Below are 19,320 nucleotides of genomic sequence, written 5' to 3' on the forward strand. Positions count from 1 at the left end.
CCCAGGTCGGCGGCGGGGTCGGGGCGCACCGGCCGCTCGTCCACGGCTTCCAGGTACGCGATCGCCGCCTCCGCGGCCCGTCGCAGCAGCTCGTCCTGGCCCATGGGCGCCTAGCTCTCCTCGCGCTTGCGCGCCAGCACGGACACGCTCTTCACGCCGTAGCGCGCGCTGGCCGACCTCGCGCTGTCCGAGAGGAACTCGTAGCGGTTGCGCGCCACCGTCTCCACGCGCAGGCCGGCCGCCTCCATGCCCTCGCGGTACGCGTCCTGATGCGCCGCGCCGCCGATGCAGGACGCCCACAGGTCGGCGTTGCAGACGATCTTGGGGGTCAGCGGTACCTCGGTGACGATGTCGGCGACGGCGAGCCGCCCGCCGGGCCTCAGCACCCGCGCCGCCTCGGCGAACACGGCGGCCTTGTCGGGAGCCAGGTTGATCACGCCGTTCGACAGCACGGCGTCGAAGCGGGCGTCGGGGAAGGGCAGGGCCTCGATGCGGCCCTCGACGAAGCTGACCCAGGAGAGGCCAGCCGCGGCGCGCAGGCGCTCGGCCTTGTCGAGCTGCTCGCGGGTCATGTCCACCCCCACGACCCAGCCCTCCGGTCCCACCAGGAGCGCCGCGAGGAACGCGTCCATGCCCGACCCGCTCCCCATGTCGAGGACGCGCTCGCCCGGCTCGAGGTCCGCCAGGTGGAAGTGGTAGCCGACGCCGGCGAACGAGTCGACCGCCCCGGCGGGGAGCCGGTCGAGGAGCTCCGCCGGGTAGCCGAGCCGCTCCGCTAGGCGGCGCCCCACCTCGAAGTGGTAGGCGCCGCTTGGTTCCTCGGCCACGGCGCGGTACATCGCCTTGACCTTCGCCTCCAGCGCGGCCGTGTCCACCGTCGCGGCTCCGACCTCGGCGGCTGGAGCGGCGTCCGGCCGGGGGCCAGCGGGCGCGCCGTCGTCCGGGACGATGCCGGGCAAGGCTGCGCCCGAGTCGGCCGCGGCGGGGTCCCTGCGCATCACGCGACCTCGATCGCGGTCTCGACGGGCACAGGGTTCGCGAGGCAGTCCCTCACCGGAGACGTCTCCTGGACGTACCGGCTCAGCTCCTCGAGCTGGCGCCGTGTGGCGTTCGGCGACGACACCCTCGCCCTCGCCCTCACCGCAGTGAAGCCCGGCCGCGCGGCGGTCAGGCCGAGGAACGGGCGGACGTCCAGGTCGCCCTCGACGTCGATGTCGAGGCGTGTCAGCTCTATGCCCTTGGCGGCGGCGTTGGCGGCGAAGCCGACCGCGTAGCAGAAGGCCAGGGCCTGGAGCACGAGCTCGACCGCGTTCGGCCCAGCGTTGGCGCCGAGCAGCACGGGCGGCTCGTCCCCGTGCAGGACGAAGGGCTCGCCGCGGCTCTCGTCCTCGCGGCCGGCGTGCACGAAGCGGCGGACCTCGCCGACGTTGGCCGTGCCTCCGACCCAGGTGCTGCCGGCCCTGAACGTGAACTCGGCGAGGGATGGGTCCTCACCGATCGCCTGCACGGTCGCGACCAGTCGGCCGACGTCGATGCCGTTGCTCGCCGTGGAGGTCGTCATGGCTCCTCCCTTCGTCGGCGGCGTCCACCGCCGCGATGGGAGGCTAGGGACTCGGATGCCCGCTCGGCGAGGGTGGCGTCTACCTATCCGGGGAGCCACGGCCACCTAGGCGGTCGGGCCTGCCCGGACACAGCTTGACGGCCTAGGCCGCCGGCGCCCTGCGCTCGATCTCCTCCAGGACAGCCTCGAGCCGGAACTCGTCCGGCTTCCGGTAGACGACCTCGTCGTCGACGCTGATCACGAACACGCCGCCGTCGCCGGTCTTGAGCTTCACGCCCTCGACCCGCTGGCCGAAGCGCTCGAGGATGCTCCTCTGCACGTCCATCGCCCGCGGCAGGTGGCCGCAGGGGACGCAGTAGTGGATCGTGACCGTCGGTCGGGAGGTGGACGTGGCGTCGCTCATGGGTCGATTACAACCGCGCCCGGCTCGCGCCGGCAACGCCTGACGAACCCTCCGCCCCTACACCCCCTCCGGCGGCAGCTCCGGCACGTCCCGGTGCTCCACCTGGCGCGGGATGCCCGTGACCTCGAGGACCTGCTTCTCGTCGAGGGTCTCGTGCTCCATGAGCGCCGCCGCCAGCCTCTCCAGCTCGGTGCGGTGCGCGGTGAGCAGGCGCAGCGCCTCCCGGTAGCACTCGTCGACGATCTTCCTGGCCGCCTTGTCGACGGCCTCGGCGGTCGCCTCGCTGTAGGGCTTCTCGCGGGGCAGGGGGTCGCCGCCGCCGCCGAGGAACCTGCCCTCCTGGCCGGCGAGCGCCACGGGGCCCACGATGTCGCTCATGCCCCACCGCGTGACCATGCCGTAGGCCAGGCGCGTCACCTGCTGGAGGTCGTTCTCGGCGCCGGTGGTGCGGTCGCCGTAGACGAGCTCCTCGGCGGCGCGTCCGCCGAGCGCGCCGATGATGCGTCCGCGCAGGTAGCCCTCGGAGAAGTTGTAGCGGTCCTCCTCGGGCCGCTGGTACGTGACGCCGAGCGCCTGGCCGCGGGGCGTGATGGTCACGCGCGTCACGGGGTCCGCGCCGGGCACGACGAGGCCGAGGATCGCGTGCCCGGCCTCGTGGTAGGCGATGCGCTCGCGGTCCTCGCGCCGCAGGAGCAGCTTGCGCTCGGGGCCGAGGATGATCTTCTCGAGCGCGTCGTGGAAGTCGGCCTGGGAGACGGCGTCGCGCTCGCGCCGCGCGGCCAGCAATGCGGCCTCGTTCACGAGGTTGCGGAGGTCGGCCCCCACCAGGCCGGGCGTGATCGCCGCGACCTGCCCGAGGTCGACGTCCGGCGCCAGCGGCACCTCCCGCGTGTGCACCTTCAGGATCGCCTCGCGTCCGGCCCTGTCCGGCGGCAGCACGGTCACGCGCCTGTCGAAGCGACCCGCGCGCAGCAGCGCCGGGTCGAGGACCTCCGGCAGGTTCGTGGCGGCGAGGACGATCACGCCCTCCTTCGTGCTCATGCCGTCCATCTCGGTGAGGATCTGGTTGAGGGTCTGCTCCTGCTCGCTGCTGCCGCCGGAGAAGATCGCCCCGCCGCGGCGGCGTCCTATGGCGTCGAGCTCGTCGATGAACACGATCGCCGGCGCGGCCTTGCGCGCCTCGGCGAACATGTCGCGGACGCGCGCGGCGCCAACTCCCACGATCATCTCGACGAACTCCGAGGCGTTCATGGAGAAGAACGGCACGCCGGCCTCGCCGGCGACGGCCTTCGCGAGGAGCGTCTTGCCGGTGCCCGGCGGGCCGACGAGCAGCACGCCCTTGGGCGCCGTGCCGCCGAGGCGCGTGTACTTCTGCGGGTTCTTCAGGAAGTCGACGATCTCGACGAGCTCGTTCTCGGCCTCGTCGATGCCGGCGACGTCGTCGAAGGTGACCTTCACCTCGCCGGCGTCCACGCGCTTGGCGCGGCTCCGCCCCAGGCTCAGCGCGCCGCCAAGACCGCCCGGGCCCTCCGCCGAGGTCACCCGGCGCGTGAGCCACAGCAGGAGCCCGATCATCAGCAGGGCCGGGCCGAAGGAGATGAGCAGCGTCAGCAGCGGGCTGCGTGGCTCCGAGATCGGCTCGGCCTCGATCACGACGCCGCTCTCGAGGAGGAGCTCCTCCAGGCCGGGCCCGGCGAACGAGGGCAGCGTCGTCCTGAAGCGCGTGACCTCGAGCTCCTGGCTGACCTCCTGGCCCAGGAGCGTCCTGCCCTCCCTCGTCACGGCGACGGGCGAGGCGAACTCGCCCTCGATGACGTCGGCGCGCGTGGCCACGACCGTGACGTTGCCGGCGGCGACCTGCTCGCGGAACAGCGTGTAGGGCACCTCGACGGGCGCGCCCTCGGAGGGGAAGAACAGCGCGACCACGAGGTAGTTGAGGAGGAGCAGGGCGAGCGGGACCAGCCACCAGGAGCAGCCCGGCGGGAGGTAGGGCGGCCCGGCGCGCGGCGCGTCGCCCTCCGGCCCCACGGGCCGCCGGTCCCGCGGCGACCGCGCCCGGTCGGCGGGCGGGCCCAGCCACGGTCCGCCTGGCGAGCTCTCCTCCGCGGGCGGCATGAGACGACTCTAGGTCACTGTCGTGAACGCGTCACCAGTGGCCGGGCGCCGTCGGTAGCCTCGGCCCCGGGCGCGAGCGCGGCGAGGAAGCTCGCGACGATCGCGGTCGTGACCTCTTGGTGGCTGCGCCCGCCGTAGAACGCGTCGTCGTCGAGGTAGCTGCCCTTGCCGTTGTGCCGCATCGGCCCGGGGTCGACGGCCCGCAGGCGGCCGCTACGCCTCAGCCGCGCGAAGTGCGAGCGCGGCCAGACGCCCCACAGGCCCGGGAAGGCCAGGCGGCCGAGACGCGGCACGCGGTCGCGGCGCGACTCGATGTGGAGGACGCGCTCCAGCTCGAGCATGCCCGGCTCGTCGGCCATGACCCCGGCGAGCGAGACCAGGCTCAGCGGGGCGCCGAGGCGCCTCTTGAGGTAGGGCGTCGCGACGAGCGCCACCTGGGCGCCGCCGCTGTAGCCGACGAGGGCCACCGGCGTGCCGCTGTGGGGCACGTAGCCGGCGGCGAGGAGGGCGTCGACGATGGCGTCGGCGGCCGCGCGCCCGTAGAGCGCCGCGTAGCGGCTGTCGGACGCGACGAGCACCTGCAGGAGGTTGCGCGCGTTGATAGTGAAGGTGAGGACGGGTCGGCGGCCGCGCAGCTTCAGCTCGAGCATCCGGCGCCAGAACCGCGACAGCGGGCGGCCCTCGGTGAGGCCGCGCCGCGAGGGCGAGTAGGGCAGGACGTCGCCGAGGACGGCCGCGCGCGGCAGCGCCCTCTGGAGCCGCGCGAGGAAGCCCTGCACGTCGCGGTAGTTCACGTGCCCGGCCTTGGCGATGCCGTCGAGGTAGACGACGTAGAGGTCGGGGCCCGGCGCCTCGACCCTCCCGTCGCGGTGCCGTTCGGCGGCCGGCGCCGGGTGCCGGCGCTCCTCCTCGCCGAACCAGCCGGCCCACCAGCCCAGCGCCTCGAGGGGCGCCAGCAGGAGCGACACGGTCAGCGCCACCGCCACGAACGTGAGCGCGGCCAGGACCATCAGCCGGCCTCTTCGCCGTCCAGCGCCTGCTCGACCGCCTCCTGGGGCGTGGCCAGGCGCACGCCGGCCGTGAGCCACCGCAGACGGGTGGCCACGTAGACGAAGGGCCTGCCCACCGTCCGCTGCAGCACGGCCAGCAGCAGGGCCCCTAGGGCCACCGCGGCCAGGGCCTGGACGAGGCTCGCGCCCATGGTGGCGCGCACGCCGGCCAGCAGCGCCAGCACCGACCAGCCGTGCAGGACGAGCGCCAGCGGCTGGCCGAAGTAGGGGAGGAAGGCGAGGAAGCCGAGCATGCGCGGGGCGTACGCCACGCCCACCATGACCGTCACCGTCAGCAGCGGGACGTGGGGGCCTATCACCAGGTGCGCCACCGCGTAGACGCTGCCGGCCAGGAACAGGTAGGTGAAGGCGAAGATCAGGGCGGACACCAGCAGGCTGAGGACGAAGCGCCGCGGGCGCACGCGGTTCACGAACAGCACCACGCTCTCCCCGGCCGCCTCGGCGAGCCCGGCCAGCAGGACGATGGCGAGGGCGGCGGCGCCGGCGCGCGGCAGGCCGGGCACGGCGGCGAGCCGGTCGGCGGAGAGGGCGAAGGCCGCCAGCGCGGACTCGCGGAACGCATCGGCGAGCGCCATGGCGTGAGCTTAGGGCTACCATGGGACATGCCGGCACGAGACGAAACGCAGGACCGCGACGTGGGGGCACACTTCCTGACCGAGCTGCGCCAGGGCTTCGCGCGGCAGAAGGCCCAGGCCGAGCGGGTGTTCGCGCAGCTCGAGCCGCTAGACTGGCACGCGACCATCGACCCGCGCTCGAACTCGGTGGCCGTGCTCGTCCGTCACCTGGCGGGCAACCTGCGCTCCCGCTACACGGACTTCCTCACGACCGACGGCGAGAAGCCGGACAGGGACCGCGACGGCGAGTTCACGCCCACGTCGCTGAGCCCGTCCGAGCTGCTCGCGGAGTGGGACGCTGGCTGGGAGGCGCTGTTCTCGGCCACGGCCGACCTGACCCCCGCCGACCTCTTCGCCACCATCACGATCAGGGGACAGGAGCGCCTCGTCATCGACGCCCTGCTCGCCACCTACGACCACAACGCGCAGCACATCGGGCAGATCGTGCTGCTCGGCAAGCACCTGCGCGGCGACCGCTGGGAGTACCTCTCGATACCGCCGAAGCGTTGACGGCGCGTCCGCGCGTCTAGCGCGCCGGGGCGGCGGGTACGCCGCCCGCGCGGGCCGCCCGAGCCGCGTCCTTCTCGTCCGCTCAGGTGCCGGGCGCGCCCTTGCCGTCGCCGTCGAACAGGTCGGGGTAGCGGCGGCGCGCGACCTCCAGCGCGAGGGACACGGCCAGCGCGCCCAGGCCGGCGCCCTGGCCCCCGCCCCGCCTGACGAACCGCCGCGACACGTCGGCGAACGGCTTCGCTCGGGCGCGCCGGCGTCCCAGCAGCGCCAGCAGCGCGCCCACGCCGATCGCGCCGCCCACAGAGGCCAGCGGCGCCGACCTGATGCCCTGCTTCAGGAGCCGGCTCGGCTCGGCCTTCTCGGCCGCGACCCTGACCTTCAGCTTGGCGACCTCGACGGCTAGCTGGTCCGGCGCATCGCGCTGATCGCGAGCCACGCGGCACCTCCGAACAGCACCCAGACCGCGAGGCCGGTGACCGCCAGCGCCGCGGGCCTCACCAGGTAGTCGGCGAGGAGCTCGTAGAGCGCCCAGACGAGGAGCCCGGTGCCGACCGTCAGCATGCCGCCGGCCACCACCCCGACGACGACCATGCCGGCGACCGCCGCCGCCGTCCTCCTGGTGCCCGAAGCCAAGCGCTTGCCCTCGGCCTCGGCCAGCTCGACGAAGGCGATGCCTAGCTCGGCGAGGCCCCTAACCATCGACGCCCCCCTCGGGCCCGGTCACCCGTTGCTACCGGCGCGCCAGGAGCATGCCCACGACGAAGCCGACGCCGAGCGCCGTGAGGACCGAGGTCAGGGGACGTTCCCTCACCTGATGCTCGACCTCCTGGAGCGCCTCCTTGCCGGTCTCGCGCGCCCTCTGGGCGACCTCCTGGGCGCCGTGGCGGACCTTCTCCGCCAGGTGCTCGGCCTCCTGCGTGATCTTCTCGCGGGCCTGCGCGGTGGCTTCCTTGGCTGCGTCCATGATCGCCTGTATCCCTTCCCGCGCCGTGCGGGCGCTGCTCTCCGAGAGCGTCGTGACGTCGCCGCGCAGGGCGGCGAGGTCCTGCTTGAGCACGTTCAGCTCTCGCCTCAGGTCGGATGTGTCGGACAACCGCCTCACCTCCCGGTCTGCGACCCGCTGGGCCCGACCCGCTTCGCGTGAATGGAAGCTAGCACCCACTTCTGAGTCCACGATGCGAGCAGGATGCGCTCTCCCGGGCTGTACATTCCCGGGAGTGAGGAGCCCGCCCCGTCAGCCGCCCCCGCCCGTCGACCTGCGGGTCCACCTCCGCGACCTGGCGTCGACGCTGGGGCTGGTGTGGGAGGCGAGCCCCGGGCGCACCGTGGCGATCGTCGCGCTCAGCCTCGTGCAGGCGGGCCTGCCGGCGGCGAACATGTGGGTCGCCAAGCTGCTGCTCGACGCCGTGGCCGCGGCGGTCACGGGCGCCGCCGGCGGCGCGGACGAGGCGTTCCGCCGCCTGCTGGGTCTGCTCGGCGTGCAGGTCGCGGTCGTGGCGCTCGGGACCATCGTGGGCATCGTCCAGGGCGCCAACCGCGAGCTCCTCGGCGACACCCTGCAGAACCGCATCAGCCGCCGCATCCTCGCGAAGGCCGGCGAGCTCGAGCTGGCGCAGTTCGAGGACCCCACGGTCTACGACTCCCTGCAGAACGCCTACCGCGAGGTGGGCAGCCGGCCGCTGGGCGTGTTCTCGCAGGTGCTCACGCTCGGCCAGTCGCTCGTGACGCTCGGGTCGGTCAGCGCGCTGATGACCCAGCTCGGCTGGTCCGTGGTGCCGCTGGTGCTGCTCGCCTCGGTGCCGGCGGTGTGGGTGCAGTCGCGCTTCGGCACCGAGGGCTACCGGATGATCAGGCGTCAGGCGCAGGACGCCAGGCGGCAGAACTACCTCGGCAGCCTGCTCACGAACGACCAGGCCGTCAAGGAGATCAGGCTGTTCGGCTTCGGCGACTACCTCATGGAGCGCTGGCAGTCGTTCTACCTGAAGTTCAGGTACCAGCTCGTGTCGCTGATACGCCGGCGCAGCGCCTGGGGCCTGGCGGCGTCGCTGGCCTCGACGGGCCTGGTGGGCGCTGCCACCGCGGTCGTGCTGCGGCGCGCCGCGGCCGGCGCGATCACCGTGGGCGACTTCGGCCTCTTCATCCAGGGCATCGCGCAGCTCCAGCAGCAGTTCGCGAACCTGCTCTCCGGCATCTCGGGCATCTACCAGAACCTGCTCTACATGCGCAACCTCTACGAGTTCCTCGAGCTGCCCACGGCCGGGCACGACGTCGGCGAGACGTGGGCGGGCCCGATCGAGTCGATCGAGCTGCAGCACGTCTACTTCCGCTACCCGCTCACCGAGCGCGACGTGCTCGTGGACGTGAACGTGCGGGTCGAGAGGGGCCAGACCCTCGCCCTGGTGGGCGAGAACGGCGCCGGCAAGTCGACGCTCGTCAAGCTGATCACGTTCCTCTACCGGCCCACCTCGGGCCGCATCCTCGTCAACGGCCTCGACGCCTCGCGCTTCAGCCCCTCGAGCCTGCGCGCGGAGATGAGCACCGTGTTCCAGGACTTCGGGCAGTACCAGATGACGGTGCGGGAGAACATCGCCCTCGGCGACGTCGCGGCCGCCGCCGACGACCCCGCCGTGCAGGCCGCGGCCGAGCGCGCCGGCGCCGAGGGGTTCATCGACGCGCTGCCCGAGCGCTACGACAACATGTTGGGGCGCTGGTTCGAGGGCGGCAGGCAGCTCTCCGGCGGACAGTGGCAGCGCCTAGCGCTCGCCCGGCTCTACTTCCGCGGCGGGTCGGTGCTGATCTTCGACGAGCCCACGGCCGCCCTGGACGCCGACGCCGAGTTCGAGGTCATCGAGACCCTGCGGGCGCACGCCAGGGGCCGCATCACGATCATCGTCTCGCACCGCTTCTCCACCGTGCGCATGGCCGAGCGCATCGTGGTGCTGCAGGGCGGGCGGGTCGTCGAGCAGGGCTCGCACGACGAGCTGTTGGCCATGGACGGCGTCTACGCGCGCATGTTCCTCAGGCAGGCGCGCGGTTACCTTGAGGGGTACGACGAGCTGGAGCCGGAGGTCGGTTAGGCTCGTCCTCGGCTAGGAGGTTCCCATGTCGGTGACGACCAAGGCCAGCGCGCGCTGGGAAGGCGACCTGAGGGGCGGCAAGGGCACGATGCGCCTACCGAGCGGCGCCTTCGAGGGACCGTACACGTACCGCTCGCGCTTCGAGGTGGGCGCCAGCCGCGAGGAGGGCACGAACCCAGAGGAGCTCATCGCCGCGGCGCTGTCGGGCTGCTTCGCCATGTACCTGGCCAGCGTGCTGAGCAAGGACGGCCACACGCCGGAGAGCGTCGAGGCCGAGGCCGCGGTGGTCATGGAGCCGGGCAAGGGCATCGCGAGCGGGAACATCACGGTCGCCGTGAAGGCGCCGGGCCTCGACGACGCCACGCTGCAGGCGAAGGCGCGCGAGGCGGCGCGCGACTGCCCCGTCTCGAAGGCCCTGGCCGGGTTCGAGAAGACCGTGGAGGCCAGGCTGGCCTGAGGGGCCGGCCGACGGTCCGCCGCGCGGTAGGTCGGCGGGCATACGAGACGAACGCGCCCGGCGGTGATGCCGCCGGGCGTTCGCGTGGCCGCGGTGCGCCGCGAGCGCCGGTCAGGACTCCCTGGGCCGGGTGGGCAGCCGCAGCACGTAGTAGACGCCGTAGGCGGCCACGGCGGCGGTGAGCGCGACGGCCCACCACCGGCCCTTCAGGCCCCACACGACCATGCTGAACCCCGAGGCGGCGAGGATGACGGCGGGTATGACCACCTTCAGCCGCCGCGGCAGGCCCTTGCCGGCGCGGAAGTCGCGCACCCACGTCCCGAACACCCGGTGGTTCATCAGCCAGTTGTAGAAGCGGGGGCTCGACTGGGCGAAGAAGTACGCGGCGATGAGGATGAACACGGTGCCGGGCAGGCCCGGCAGGAGGTAGCCGGCCATGCCGAGCCCGAGGAAGACCACGCCCAGCAGGCGGTAGACGAGGCGCAGCGCCGGGTTCCTCACGACGCGCATCTCGTGCGAGTAGTCGACGAAGGGACGCGCGCCGGCCGCCTGAGCGGCGACGCTCGCGTCCCGAGCGGGTTCGGATCTCACGCCGGCCACTCTAACGCCGGCCCGTGCCGCGGCTTGGGCGCCGGCGAGCGGAGCGGCGCAACGGCGCGCGTCGGCGGGTCCGCCCGGCGGCGACGGGCCGCCGTTCGGCCCTAGGACAGCCGCACCGCGCCCGGCGCGACGCTCACGCGCCGCAGGCCGCGCACGGAGCTGCTGATCAGCACCACCGGCGCGCTCCTCAGGTCGTCCTCGGTGAGCACCGCCTCGCGCACGAGGCCGCGCTCGAGGAGCTCCTCGCGCAGCACGCCGGGCAGGGCGCCGCTCTCCAGCGGCGGGGTGAGGAGCTCGTCCGGCGTGCCGACGTAGACGGTCGCGATCGCGGCCTCCACGAGCTCGCCGCGGCCGTTGAGGAACGCCACGTCGGCGAGGCCGTGCGCGGGCGCGAACGAGCGGCCCAGCTCGTAGAGAGCCCTGTCCGAGGTCTTGTGGCGCCTGGCCGGGTCGCGCTCGTCGACGCGCTCGACGGCCAGGGCCAGCGGCGGCCAGGGACCGGCGCCGGCGAAGGCGACGGCGTCGGCCGGCTCGTCGGCGAAGCCCTGGGGGTAGGGAGGGTCGAGGGGCTCGGTCAGCACCTCGGGGTCGCCCGCCGCCGACAGCGAGAGGCGCACCCTCAGCGCGCGCTCCGCTCCGCCGACGGCCGCGCGCAGGGCGGCGAGCACGTCGTCGGCGCGCAGCGGCACGCCGGTGAACGCCGCCGAGCGCTGGAGCCTCGCCCAGTGCCTGCCCAGGCGCGCGAGGCCCGGCACCTCGCCGCCGAGGGGGACGAGGCTGGGGTCGTAGCGCATGGTCTCGTAGGGGGTGGCCCCGGGCGCGCTCACGGCAGAACGTTAACCGAACCGGGCCCCGCGCTCGCCCATGTCTCATCCGTCCTTGCAAACCTGTCGTTGGGCGCGTAGAGTGACCGCGTTCGAGACAACCCGAGGGATGTCCTGGACGGGGCCTCACGGCCCGAATCGAAATGGCCCACTGCCCGCAGTGGGCAGTTGGGAAATGCTACATGGCAACAGGTAGGGTCAAGTGGTTCAGCGGCGAGAAGGGCTTCGGCTTCATCGAGCAGGGCGGCGGTCAGCCGGACGTGTTCGTTCACTTCTCCGCCATCTCCGGTACGGGCTTCCGTAACCTCAACGAAGGCGACGAGGTCACCTTCGACGTCGAGCAGGGCAAGAAGGGCCTCCAGGCCGCCAACGTGGTCGTGACCACGCCGGCCTCCGGCGGTCGCTACTGACCTGTAGCTAGCGACATCGCTCTAGCGCGATGGGGCGCCCGGGAGACCGGGCGCCCCTCTCGTCATGCCCAGGGGTTCCGCGGGGGCGGCGCCGGCCAGGCCCGCCTCCGCCACCACGAGGTCCGCCCAGGCCACGACCCGCGCCGCCGTGAGCTCCGGCTCGTTGTCCTCGTCGATCGCCAGGCCCAGCAGCTCGTCGCCGCGCAGCGCCAGGGAGGCGGCGAAGGCGTAGCCGGCGGCGGGCCAGCGGCCCACCAGGCGCGCGCCCGTGCGCTCCAGCCGCTCGGCGGCGATGCCGACGGCGTCGAGGAACGTGTCGGGGTAGCCGAGCTGGTCGCCGACGCCGAAGAGCGCCAGCGCGGTGCCGCGCAGGTCGAGGGCCTCGAGCTCGGGGAGCCTGTTCTCGAGGTCGGGCGGCAGCTCGCCGAAGTTCCAGGTAGAGGTGCCGAGGACCACCAGGTCGTGACCGGGCAGGCCGGAGAGGTCCAGCGCGGCTAGGTCGATCGCCGTGACCGCGCGACCGAGCAGCGCCCCCAGCTCGGCGGCCACCAGCTCGGCCACGCGCGCCGTGGTCCCGAAGAGGGTGGCGTAGACGACGACGGCGCGCCCGGCGGCGGTGTCCACGGGCCGAAGCTACGCCCGGTAAGGCGGCGCGCGCCGCGACCCAGGTCAAGCAGGGCGGCGTACCATCGCCGCGGCATGGGGCCCGAGCCTGGGACCGACCACGAAGGCCGGCGCGCCTCGGCGCTCGTCGTCATGGGGGTGTCGGGGAGCGGCAAGTCCACGGTGGGGAGGCGCCTCGCCGCGGCGCTGGCCTGGGACTACCTCGACGCCGACGACTTCCACCCGCCCGCGAACGTGGCGCTCATGTCCGCGGGCCGGCCGCTCACGGATGCCCACAGGGACCCGTGGCTCTCCGCCCTCGCCGACGCCCTGGCCCGGCGGCTGGCGGAGGGCCGCGGCGTGGTGCTCGCCTGCAGCGCCCTGCGGCGCGCCCATCGCGACAGGCTGCGAGCGGCTGGCCCCGGCGTGGCGTTCCTCTACCTGCGCACCGACCCGGCGGCGGCCCGCGAGCGCGTCGCCGCGCGGACGGGCCACTTCTTCCCGGCCGCGCTCGTCGGCTCCCAGTTCGCGGCGCTCGAGGAGCCCGACCCCGCCGACGAGCCGGACGTCATCGTCGTCGACGCCGGCACGCCGCCGGAAGCCTTCACGCGCGTGTGGGCGGCGCGGCGGCTCGCCGAGCTGGCTGGCTCCTAGGTCGGGGCCGCGCCGGTGGCGCCGATGGGCCCGCGCGTCGCCAGCCTCGAGCGGCTACCCGCCGCTAGCGGCGGGAGGAGACGCGGTCCTTGAGGCTCTTGCCGGCCTTGAAGGCGGGGTAGTTGCTGGCGGGGATGCGGATGCGCTCCTTGGTGCCCGGCCGCACGCCCGAGCGGGCCTTGCGGGAGCGGACCTCGAAGCTGCCGAAGCCGGTGAGGGTGACCTTGTTGCCGCGGGCGATCTCCGACATCATCGTGTCCAGGAGCGCGTCGACGGTCTCCTTGACGGCCTTGCGCGACAGCTTCGTGGCGTTGACGACTTCACCGACGAGGTCCGCCTTGCTGACTGTCTTGGATCTGGCCATGTCCTACCCCTCCCTTTCCTACGGCTGAGTTGGCCGAGTATAGGACATGCGTCGCCTGAGAGTAGCGTGTCCCACGGGACGTTCGGCGGAACGGACCCGGCCGACAACACCGTTGACCGTCGGCGTGAGCCGGCCATGAGGTGGGGGGCGCCGTACTGAGAGGTGGGGGGCGCCGTACTGAGCCTTCAGCCGGTGCTCCGAGCAGGGCGCTCACCCGAGGTTGTGCAGCGGGGCCCGTGGGGCTTATACTCTCTTTTCGGCGTCTCGGCCCGCCGGGCCGTGACCGTTCCCGGAGGTCATGCAGATGTTCGCTATCGTGGAATCGGGCGGTAAGCAGTACCGCGTAGCCGAGGGTGACGTGCTCCGGCTCGAGAAGCTTGACGCCGAGGCCGGCACCACGGTGGAACTGCCCGTCCTGTTGCTCGGCAGCGACGATGTCAAGGTCGGCACCCCCACCGTGGAGGGCGCGAAGGTCACGGCCGAGGTCATCGGCCACGGACGCGGCGACAAGCTACACGTCTACAAGTTCAGGGCGAAGACCAACTACCGGCGCCACATCGGGCACCGGCAGAGCTACACCGAGGTGCGCATCACCAAGGTCGAGGGCTGAGGAGGGCCGGACATGGCTCACAAGAAGGGCGTAGGCAGCTCGAAGAACGGCCGCGACAGCCACTCGAAGCGTCTCGGCGTCAAGCGGTTCGACGGACAGTTCGTCCCGGCGGGCAGCATCCTGGTCCGCCAGCGCGGCACGAAGTTCAAGCCCGGCCAGAACGTCGGCCTGGGCCGCGACTTCACGCTCTTCGCGCTGCGGGACGGCACGGTGCGCTTCGCCGACAAGGGCGCCAAGGGCCGGTTCGTCAGCGTCGAGGCGCCGGAGGCGGCCGCCGGCTGAGGCGGGCTCGGGGCCGAGGCGGGCCCCGCAAGAGGCTTGACACGCGGGCGCGGCCCTCGACAGGGGGCCGCGCCGTTCGTCAGGGGTGGCGCGATGCCGTTCAGGGACGTGCTCGACATCACGGTGCAGGGCGGCAAGGGCGGCGACGGCGGCCTGTCGTTCCTGCGCCTGAAGTACGTGCCCAAGGGCGGACCCGACGGCGGCCACGGAGGCGACGGCGGCTCCGTCTACCTGCGGGCCGTCGACGACATCACCTCCCTCGACAAGCTCGTGGGGCGCACGACGTTCAGGGCCGGCACCGGCGGTCAGGGCGAGGGCAGGGAGCGAGCCGGCAGGGCGGGCGCCGACGTCTACATCGACGTGCCGGTGGGCACGCGGGCCACCGACCGCGACACCGGCGAGGTCGTCGCCGACCTGGTGGAGGTGGGGCAGACCGCGGTCGTGGCCAGGGGAGGCAAGGGCGGCCGCGGCAACGCGTCCTTCGCCACCGCCACGCGGCGCACGCCACGCTTCGCCGAGCGCGGCACACCTGGCGAGAGCCGCCGCCTGCGGCTCGAGCTCATGGTCATCGCCGACGTCGGCCTCGTCGGCTACCCGAACGCCGGCAAGTCGAGCCTCCTCGCCGCGCTCTCCAGCGCCCGTCCGGCGATCGCCGACTACCCGTTCACGACGCTGTCGCCGAACCTCGGCGTGGTCGAGCGCGGGCACGAGCGCCTCACCATGGCCGACATCCCGGGGATCATCGAGGACGCGCACCTCGGCAAGGGGCTGGGCCTCGACTTCCTGAGGCACGTGTCGCGCACCCGCCTGCTCGCGTTCGTCGTCGACTCCTCCCAGGACCCCGCGGACGCCCTGCGCGCCCTGCGCCGCGAGCTGAGGGAGTACGACCCCGCGCTGCTCGACCGCCCGGCGCTGCTGGCGGCGAACAAGGTCGACCTCGTGGACGACGCGGAGCGCGCGCGCCTCGAGCGGGAGCTGACGCGCTCCGGCCTGCCCGTGGTCTTCGCCTCCGCGACGCAGGGCACGGGCCTGGAGGACCTCAAGGACGCGCTGTTCGACCTCCTGCCGCCGCGGCCGCAGGGCGTCGCGCCCGTACGGGGTCCGCGCCCGGCCGCGGAGCCGCCGCGCGTGAGGCGCCATCCGAGCGGGGAGGGCTGGGTCGTGACCGGCACCGAGGTCGAGGCGCTCGTCTCGCGCTTCGACCCCACGAACCGCGATGCCGTCGCCTACCTGCAGCAGCACTTCCGCGCGCTGGGCATCGACAGGCTCCTGAAACGGGCCGGCGCCAGGACGGGCGACGAGGTGCACATCGGCGAGGCCACGTTCGACTACCTAGCCGAGGACGAGCCGGCGGGCGAGGCCGAGGCGGAGGGGGCCTAGCGCGGGTTCCGGGAGCCGAGGGCGGGACGGCGGGCGGGGCCGAGGGGGAGACGGCCGCGGACGCGAGGGTCCGGGCACGTGCCGTTCGGGACGCTGGACCCTCATGCGGGCGTGATAGCTTCTCCGCAGGTTCGCCCGGGGGGCGAGGCGGACGCCATCAGTTCATGACCGAGAACGCGATCGTCGAGAGCACCCAGCACGAGTTCACCAGCGCCGCAGCGCGGGCCCTGTTGGGCCGCGTGGAGGAGCTGGTGACGCCGGAGCGCCTGGCTCACGTGCGCCGGGTGGCCGACCTGGCGCTGCGGATAGGCCGCAGCAACGGCTTCTCGCTCGAGGACCTCGAGAGGGTCGAGCTCGCCGCGCTGCTCCACGACGCCGCGCGCGACATGACCGACGAGCAGCTGCTGGGCCTGGTGAGCCCGCGCAACGCCGTCGAGGCGTCGCACCCGCTGGCGATGCACGGGCGGGCCGCTCGCCGCCTCGCCGAGGGGTGGGGCGTCACCGACGAGGTCGTACTCGGTGCCGTCGAGGGCCACGTCTTCGGCGTCGAGGCCGGCGACCGCGTGGGCGCGGCGCTCTACGTCGCCGACGTCTCGGAGCCCGGACGCGGGGTCAACGACGATGTCCGCGAGCTGGCCATGACCGACCTGTGGGCCGCGTACGCGCGCGCCGTGGCGGCGAAGGTCGAGTACCTGCGCCGGACGGGCAAGGAGATCCACCCCGCCACGCTGCGGGCGTACGAGTCGCTGCAGGGACGCGATGCGCGCCAGGGCTAGGCTCGTCACCCTCCTCGGCGTGCTCGTCGCGCTCGCCGGCCTGGCCGGCTACTGGCTGACGCGCGACGTGCAGCGCGGCGCTCTCTCCGAGGACCAGCGCCGGCTCCTCGGCCTGGACGAGGACGACTTCCACGCCAGCTTCGTCGTCGCCGGGCGCGACATCCACATCGCCTACGACCGGTCGGACCCGGTCTACGACGACGAGGGCAACATCGTCGCCTGGCGGCCGGTGAACCTGCAGACCAGCACGCTCGGCACGAACACCGACACGATCCTCTACGTGAACGTCCAGAACGACGACATCACGCTCATCGCCATCCCGCGCGACACCTTCCTCGCCGACCTCGACTACCGGATCAACGGCGTCTACGCCCGGCGCGGGGCCGAGGGCCTGCGCAGCCGCGTCGAGGCGATCCTCGGCGTGCCCGTCGACTACTACGCGATCGTCAGCCTCGACATCTTCCAGAACCTCGTTGACGCGCTGGGCGGCGTCACCGTCGACGTCCCGTACCGCATGTACCACCGCGACAACGCGGGCGGGCTGCTCATCGACTTCCAGCCGGGTCCGCGGCACATGAACGGCGAGGAGGCGAGCCTCTTCATCAGGTACCGCAGCACCCTGCGCGGCGACATCGACAGGATCGACAACGTCAAGCGGCTGGCCTACGCGATGCTGCAGCGCGTCAAGGAGATGAACGTCCGCGCCGTCACGCTGGTGCCTAGCCTCGTCGAGACGTTCCTTGACGACGTCGAGACGAACGCCAGCCCCGCCCTGCTGCGGCAGCTCGCGGCGCGCGTGCCGAACCTGCGGCTGGCCACCACGGCCACGCTCCCCGTCTCCGAGAGGGAGGGCTCGACGGCCGTCTTCTACGACCCCGCCGAGGTCCGCGCGTTCATGGCGCAGACGTTCGGCGGCGTGGCGCGCGACTTCAGCGAGCCCCCCGAGCAGGGCCTGCTCGTCACCGACCGCTCCGGCGTGCCGGGGCTGGGCCGCGTGTACGTCGACGCGCTGGTCGCGGCCGGCGTGCCCGAGGAGCTCATCACGCTGCGGGAGGGCGACGGCGCCGAGCCGGGCCCCACGCGGCTGCTGGCGACGCTCGACGCGTGGTCGGACGCCGACTACTACGCCGAGCTGCTGCACGCCAGCAAGCAGCAGGTCGACCGCATGGACCCGTACGACGGGCGGAGCGTGAAGCTCGAGCTGGTGCTGGGCTCGGACGCCGCCGAGCGGATCGACCACGACGAGGCCGTCATGGCCAGCGTCGCCCACTAGGCGCGGCGACGGGAGCGGAGGAGCGTTGGCAGCGACAACCGAGACCGGGGCCGAGGCCGTGGCCGCCACCGAGGGGGGCGTCCCGAGCGAGGTCCAGACGATAGTGGACGCGCTCGACGACAAGCGCGCCGTCGACATCGCCGTGCTCGACCTGCGGGAGGCGTCCGAGTCCCTCGACTGGTTCGTCATCGCCTCGGGCGAGTCGACGCTGCAACTCCAGGCGATGGAGGAGAGCGTCCGCGAGCGCATGAAGGCGGCCGGCCACCTCCCCAGGGGCGTCGAGGGGCCGTCCAACCGCTGGGTGCTCATCGACTACGGCACCGTCATCGTTCACGTCATGAGCCCCGAAGCGCGCGAGTTCTACGACCTGGAGGGACTGTGGGCCGACGCGAACCGGGTCGAGGTGGTCCCGAGCTGACCGGCGCTATGGCGGCGGGGGCGGGGACCGACCGTGCCGCGCCCGGAGCCGCCGCGGCCGCCCCGAGGCACTGGGCCGAGGAGCTCGCCGAGCGCGCCCTCGTGGGCCGGGGCTACGAGGTGCTGAGGCGGAACTACCGCCTGCGGGGCGGGGAGATCGACCTCGTCTGCCGGGCGCCGGACGGCACCGTGGTCTTCGTCGAGGTGCGCCAGCGGCGCTCGGCCGACCACGGCGGCGCGGGCGAGTCGCTGTCGGCGGCCAAGCTGCGGCGGGTGCGCCGTGCGGCCGCCCGCTTCCTCGCCTTCGAGCTCGGGCGGCCCGACGCGCCCGCGCGCTTCGACGCCGTGCTCGTCGCGGGCGACGGCCCGAGAACCGTGATCAGCCACGTGGAGGACGCCTTCTGATGGCCGCGGTGCCGAGCCGATCGAAGTGGGGCCGGGCGGCCGGCGCCGGAGGCGGGCCCATGCGGGAGAGGTCGACCTGATGGGCGGGCGGGCACGGCCGGTGAAGGTGAAGGTCTGCGGGCTCACCAGGCCGGAGGACGCCCTGGCGGCGGAGGAGCTGGGCGTAGACGCCATCGGCCTGGTCTTCGCCGAGTCGCGGCGTCGCGTCGACGAGGCCGCCGCGCGCGAGGTGGTCTCCGCCGTCGGCCCGTTCGTCGTCAAGGTGGGCGTGTTCCGCGACCAACCGCTGGACGAGGTGCTGCGGCTCGTCTCGCGCCTGCGCCTCGACGCCGTGCAGCTGCACGGCGCCGAGGACGTCGCCTACGCCGCCGCCGTGCGCGAGGCGGCCGCCGTGGTGCGCGCCGTCTCCGCCGAGGGGGCCCCCACGCCCGAGGCGCTCGACGGCTACCCCGCCGACGCCTTCATGCTCGACGCCCGCGAGCCGGGCTCTGGTCGGGCGTTCGACTGGGAAGGCGCCGCCGCCTGGCGCGGCCACCCGCGCCTCGTCGTCGCGGGCGGCCTCACGCCGCGCAACGTCGTGTCCGCGATCAGGGCGCTCGCGCCCTACGCCGTGGACGTCAGCTCCGGCGTCGAGTCCGCTCCCGGCGTGAAGGACCGGAGGCTCATGGCCGCCTTCGTGCGGGCGGCGCGGTCGGTGGTAATCCACAGCCCGGCCGGGCGGACCGCGGCGGGCTGAGGCAGGCCGCGCCGCGTTCGCTGCGGCGGCGACGAGGGTGCCGGAGTTATCCACAAACAGGGTCGATTCTCCGCAGGTCTGTGGACAAGGCGGCGGGCTCCGGAGAAGGTCGCGGGCAGGACGCGCCGAAACGGCGAGTGCCGTCCAGGACGGCATCTTCTCGGGCGCCCCGACGCGCC

General features: G+C 73.4%; 26 protein-coding genes. 13 read left to right on the plus strand and 13 right to left on the minus strand.

What is annotated here, in order from left to right; genetic code table 11:
• Window positions 1-110: 110 nt before the first annotated feature.
• The 6 genes from VF202_00120 to VF202_00145 all read right to left on the minus strand — a co-directional run bounded on the left by VF202_00120 (window position 111) and on the right by VF202_00145 (window position 5,724).
• The gene (locus VF202_00120) at window positions 111-998 is read right to left on the minus strand and encodes a methyltransferase domain-containing protein (GenBank protein HEX7038498.1); all 888 of its coding nucleotides are present in this window, start codon (window positions 996-998) and stop codon (window positions 111-113) included.
• Window positions 998-1,561 (minus strand): OsmC family protein, encoded by a 564-nt coding sequence (locus VF202_00125; protein HEX7038499.1) that lies wholly within the window; start codon window positions 1,559-1,561, stop codon window positions 998-1,000. The genes VF202_00120 and VF202_00125 overlap by 1 nt, the downstream gene beginning before the upstream one ends.
• 142 nt (window positions 1,562-1,703) lie before the next feature.
• A complete protein-coding gene (locus tag VF202_00130; protein ID HEX7038500.1) occupies window positions 1,704-1,964 on the minus strand; it encodes an Rdx family protein in 261 nt (86 codons plus the stop codon).
• 57 nt (window positions 1,965-2,021) lie between these two features.
• Window positions 2,022-4,079 carry an ATP-dependent zinc metalloprotease FtsH gene (ftsH, locus tag VF202_00135; GenBank protein HEX7038501.1) on the minus strand — a complete coding sequence of 686 codons (2,058 nt, stop codon included), beginning with the start codon at window positions 4,077-4,079 and terminating at the stop codon, window positions 2,022-2,024.
• 14 nt (window positions 4,080-4,093) lie between these two features.
• On the minus strand, window positions 4,094-5,089 hold the full coding sequence (locus VF202_00140; protein ID HEX7038502.1) for a hypothetical protein: 996 nt from the start codon (window positions 5,087-5,089) through the stop codon (window positions 4,094-4,096).
• On the minus strand, window positions 5,089-5,724 hold the full coding sequence (locus VF202_00145) for a hypothetical protein (GenBank protein HEX7038503.1): 636 nt from the start codon (window positions 5,722-5,724) through the stop codon (window positions 5,089-5,091). Before VF202_00145 ends, VF202_00140 begins: the two co-directional genes overlap by 1 nt.
• 27 nt (window positions 5,725-5,751) lie before the next feature.
• Between VF202_00145 and VF202_00150 the strand changes: the two genes are divergently transcribed.
• Window positions 5,752-6,273: a DUF1572 family protein gene (locus VF202_00150; protein ID HEX7038504.1), complete on the plus strand. Its 522-nt coding sequence runs from the start codon at window positions 5,752-5,754 to the stop codon at window positions 6,271-6,273.
• Between the two features lie 82 nt (window positions 6,274-6,355).
• On the opposite strand, the gene VF202_00155 is transcribed toward VF202_00150, so the two are convergent.
• From VF202_00155 to VF202_00165, 3 genes are read right to left on the minus strand one after another with little or no spacing between them, the layout of a single operon-like run.
• On the minus strand, window positions 6,356-6,709 hold the full coding sequence (locus VF202_00155; GenBank protein HEX7038505.1) for a hypothetical protein: 354 nt from the start codon (window positions 6,707-6,709) through the stop codon (window positions 6,356-6,358).
• Entirely contained in the window at window positions 6,673-6,972 is a 300-nt protein-coding gene (locus tag VF202_00160; protein ID HEX7038506.1) for a hypothetical protein, read from the minus strand. The genes VF202_00155 and VF202_00160 overlap by 37 nt, the downstream gene beginning before the upstream one ends.
• 31 nt (window positions 6,973-7,003) lie before the next feature.
• Window positions 7,004-7,366, minus strand: a complete 363-nt coding sequence (locus tag VF202_00165) for a hypothetical protein (GenBank protein ID HEX7038507.1) — start codon at window positions 7,364-7,366, stop codon at window positions 7,004-7,006.
• 124 nt (window positions 7,367-7,490) lie between these two features.
• Here VF202_00165 and VF202_00170 point away from each other — a divergent pair, with 124 nt between their 5' ends.
• Both VF202_00170 and VF202_00175 read left to right on the plus strand, forming a co-directional pair.
• Window positions 7,491-9,350, plus strand: a complete 1,860-nt coding sequence (locus tag VF202_00170) for an ABC transporter ATP-binding protein (GenBank protein ID HEX7038508.1) — start codon at window positions 7,491-7,493, stop codon at window positions 9,348-9,350.
• 25 nt (window positions 9,351-9,375) lie between these two features.
• Entirely contained in the window at window positions 9,376-9,807 is a 432-nt protein-coding gene (locus VF202_00175) for an OsmC family peroxiredoxin (GenBank protein HEX7038509.1), read from the plus strand.
• A gap of 111 nt (window positions 9,808-9,918) precedes the next feature.
• Here VF202_00175 and VF202_00180 read toward each other — a convergent pair whose 3' ends face one another.
• Window positions 9,919-10,398, minus strand: a complete 480-nt coding sequence (locus tag VF202_00180; protein HEX7038510.1) for a YbaN family protein — start codon at window positions 10,396-10,398, stop codon at window positions 9,919-9,921.
• A 110-nt stretch (window positions 10,399-10,508) separates the two neighbouring features.
• Window positions 10,509-11,234 (minus strand): aminotransferase class IV, encoded by a 726-nt coding sequence (locus tag VF202_00185; GenBank protein HEX7038511.1) that lies wholly within the window; start codon window positions 11,232-11,234, stop codon window positions 10,509-10,511.
• A gap of 179 nt (window positions 11,235-11,413) precedes the next feature.
• On the opposite strand from VF202_00185, the gene VF202_00190 reads away from it, so the two are divergent.
• Window positions 11,414-11,641 carry a cold-shock protein gene (locus tag VF202_00190; GenBank protein HEX7038512.1) on the plus strand — a complete coding sequence of 76 codons (228 nt, stop codon included), beginning with the start codon at window positions 11,414-11,416 and terminating at the stop codon, window positions 11,639-11,641.
• Window positions 11,642-11,662: 21 nt separating this feature from the next.
• On the opposite strand, the gene VF202_00195 is transcribed toward VF202_00190, so the two are convergent.
• Window positions 11,663-12,265, minus strand: a complete 603-nt coding sequence (locus VF202_00195) for a flavodoxin domain-containing protein (GenBank protein HEX7038513.1) — start codon at window positions 12,263-12,265, stop codon at window positions 11,663-11,665.
• A 75-nt stretch (window positions 12,266-12,340) separates the two neighbouring features.
• Here VF202_00195 and VF202_00200 point away from each other — a divergent pair, with 75 nt between their 5' ends.
• Window positions 12,341-12,898 (plus strand): gluconokinase, encoded by a 558-nt coding sequence (locus tag VF202_00200; protein ID HEX7038514.1) that lies wholly within the window; start codon window positions 12,341-12,343, stop codon window positions 12,896-12,898.
• Between the two features lie 64 nt (window positions 12,899-12,962).
• Here VF202_00200 and VF202_00205 read toward each other — a convergent pair whose 3' ends face one another.
• On the minus strand, window positions 12,963-13,262 hold the full coding sequence (locus tag VF202_00205) for an HU family DNA-binding protein (GenBank protein HEX7038515.1): 300 nt from the start codon (window positions 13,260-13,262) through the stop codon (window positions 12,963-12,965).
• Window positions 13,263-13,560: 298 nt separating this feature from the next.
• Here VF202_00205 and rplU point away from each other — a divergent pair, with 298 nt between their 5' ends.
• The 8 genes from rplU to VF202_00245 all read left to right on the plus strand — a co-directional run bounded on the left by rplU (window position 13,561) and on the right by VF202_00245 (window position 19,141).
• Window positions 13,561-13,872: a 50S ribosomal protein L21 gene (gene rplU, locus VF202_00210; GenBank protein HEX7038516.1), complete on the plus strand. Its 312-nt coding sequence runs from the start codon at window positions 13,561-13,563 to the stop codon at window positions 13,870-13,872.
• 12 nt (window positions 13,873-13,884) lie between these two features.
• Window positions 13,885-14,154, plus strand: coding sequence for a 50S ribosomal protein L27 (gene rpmA / locus VF202_00215; GenBank protein HEX7038517.1), 270 nt, complete (start codon window positions 13,885-13,887; stop codon window positions 14,152-14,154).
• A gap of 93 nt (window positions 14,155-14,247) precedes the next feature.
• Complete coding sequence (gene obgE / locus VF202_00220) at window positions 14,248-15,534, plus strand: GTPase ObgE (GenBank protein ID HEX7038518.1); 1,287 nt, start codon at window positions 14,248-14,250, stop codon at window positions 15,532-15,534.
• Window positions 15,535-15,698: 164 nt separating this feature from the next.
• Complete coding sequence (gene yqeK / locus VF202_00225) at window positions 15,699-16,310, plus strand: bis(5'-nucleosyl)-tetraphosphatase (symmetrical) YqeK (GenBank protein HEX7038519.1); 612 nt, start codon at window positions 15,699-15,701, stop codon at window positions 16,308-16,310.
• Window positions 16,294-17,583, plus strand: coding sequence for an LCP family protein (locus tag VF202_00230; GenBank protein ID HEX7038520.1), 1,290 nt, complete (start codon window positions 16,294-16,296; stop codon window positions 17,581-17,583). The genes yqeK and VF202_00230 overlap by 17 nt, the downstream gene beginning before the upstream one ends.
• A gap of 25 nt (window positions 17,584-17,608) precedes the next feature.
• A complete protein-coding gene (gene rsfS / locus VF202_00235; protein HEX7038521.1) occupies window positions 17,609-18,001 on the plus strand; it encodes a ribosome silencing factor in 393 nt (130 codons plus the stop codon).
• Between the two features lie 8 nt (window positions 18,002-18,009).
• Window positions 18,010-18,405 carry a YraN family protein gene (locus tag VF202_00240; protein ID HEX7038522.1) on the plus strand — a complete coding sequence of 132 codons (396 nt, stop codon included), beginning with the start codon at window positions 18,010-18,012 and terminating at the stop codon, window positions 18,403-18,405.
• Between the two features lie 79 nt (window positions 18,406-18,484).
• Entirely contained in the window at window positions 18,485-19,141 is a 657-nt protein-coding gene (locus VF202_00245) for a phosphoribosylanthranilate isomerase (GenBank protein HEX7038523.1), read from the plus strand.
• Window positions 19,142-19,320: the final 179 nt, after the last annotated feature.

Source organism: Trueperaceae bacterium, from assembly GCA_036381035.1.
In the GTDB taxonomy this organism is placed as follows: Bacteria; Deinococcota; Deinococci; order Deinococcales; family Trueperaceae; genus DASRWD01.

Bases quoted from the DNA above. Each gene is read 5' to 3' on its own strand.
- VF202_00190 (HEX7038512.1), top strand. From the start codon at position 11,414: ATGGCAACAGGTAGGGTCAAGTGGTTCAGCGGCGAGAAGGGCTTCGGC.
- VF202_00230 (HEX7038520.1), top strand. From the start codon at position 16,294: ATGCGCGCCAGGGCTAGGCTCGTCACCCTCCTCGGCGTGCTCGTCGCG.
- VF202_00140 (HEX7038502.1), bottom strand. From the start codon at position 5,089: ATGGTCCTGGCCGCGCTCACGTTCGTGGCGGTGGCGCTGACCGTGTCG.
- yqeK (HEX7038519.1), top strand. From the start codon at position 15,699: ATGACCGAGAACGCGATCGTCGAGAGCACCCAGCACGAGTTCACCAGC.
- VF202_00205 (HEX7038515.1), bottom strand. From the start codon at position 13,262: ATGGCCAGATCCAAGACAGTCAGCAAGGCGGACCTCGTCGGTGAAGTC.
- VF202_00175 (HEX7038509.1), top strand. From the start codon at position 9,376: ATGTCGGTGACGACCAAGGCCAGCGCGCGCTGGGAAGGCGACCTGAGG.
- VF202_00120 (HEX7038498.1), bottom strand. From the start codon at position 998: ATGCGCAGGGACCCCGCCGCGGCCGACTCGGGCGCAGCCTTGCCCGGC.
- VF202_00160 (HEX7038506.1), bottom strand. From the start codon at position 6,972: ATGGTTAGGGGCCTCGCCGAGCTAGGCATCGCCTTCGTCGAGCTGGCC.
- VF202_00245 (HEX7038523.1), top strand. From the start codon at position 18,485: ATGGGCGGGCGGGCACGGCCGGTGAAGGTGAAGGTCTGCGGGCTCACC.
- VF202_00145 (HEX7038503.1), bottom strand. From the start codon at position 5,724: ATGGCGCTCGCCGATGCGTTCCGCGAGTCCGCGCTGGCGGCCTTCGCC.
- VF202_00130 (HEX7038500.1), bottom strand. From the start codon at position 1,964: ATGAGCGACGCCACGTCCACCTCCCGACCGACGGTCACGATCCACTAC.
- VF202_00125 (HEX7038499.1), bottom strand. From the start codon at position 1,561: ATGACGACCTCCACGGCGAGCAACGGCATCGACGTCGGCCGACTGGTC.
- VF202_00200 (HEX7038514.1), top strand. From the start codon at position 12,341: ATGGGGCCCGAGCCTGGGACCGACCACGAAGGCCGGCGCGCCTCGGCG.
- VF202_00240 (HEX7038522.1), top strand. From the start codon at position 18,010: ATGGCGGCGGGGGCGGGGACCGACCGTGCCGCGCCCGGAGCCGCCGCG.
- obgE (HEX7038518.1), top strand. From the start codon at position 14,248: ATGCCGTTCAGGGACGTGCTCGACATCACGGTGCAGGGCGGCAAGGGC.
- rplU (HEX7038516.1), top strand. From the start codon at position 13,561: ATGCAGATGTTCGCTATCGTGGAATCGGGCGGTAAGCAGTACCGCGTA.
- ftsH (HEX7038501.1), bottom strand. From the start codon at position 4,079: ATGCCGCCCGCGGAGGAGAGCTCGCCAGGCGGACCGTGGCTGGGCCCG.
- rpmA (HEX7038517.1), top strand. From the start codon at position 13,885: ATGGCTCACAAGAAGGGCGTAGGCAGCTCGAAGAACGGCCGCGACAGC.
- VF202_00150 (HEX7038504.1), top strand. From the start codon at position 5,752: ATGCCGGCACGAGACGAAACGCAGGACCGCGACGTGGGGGCACACTTC.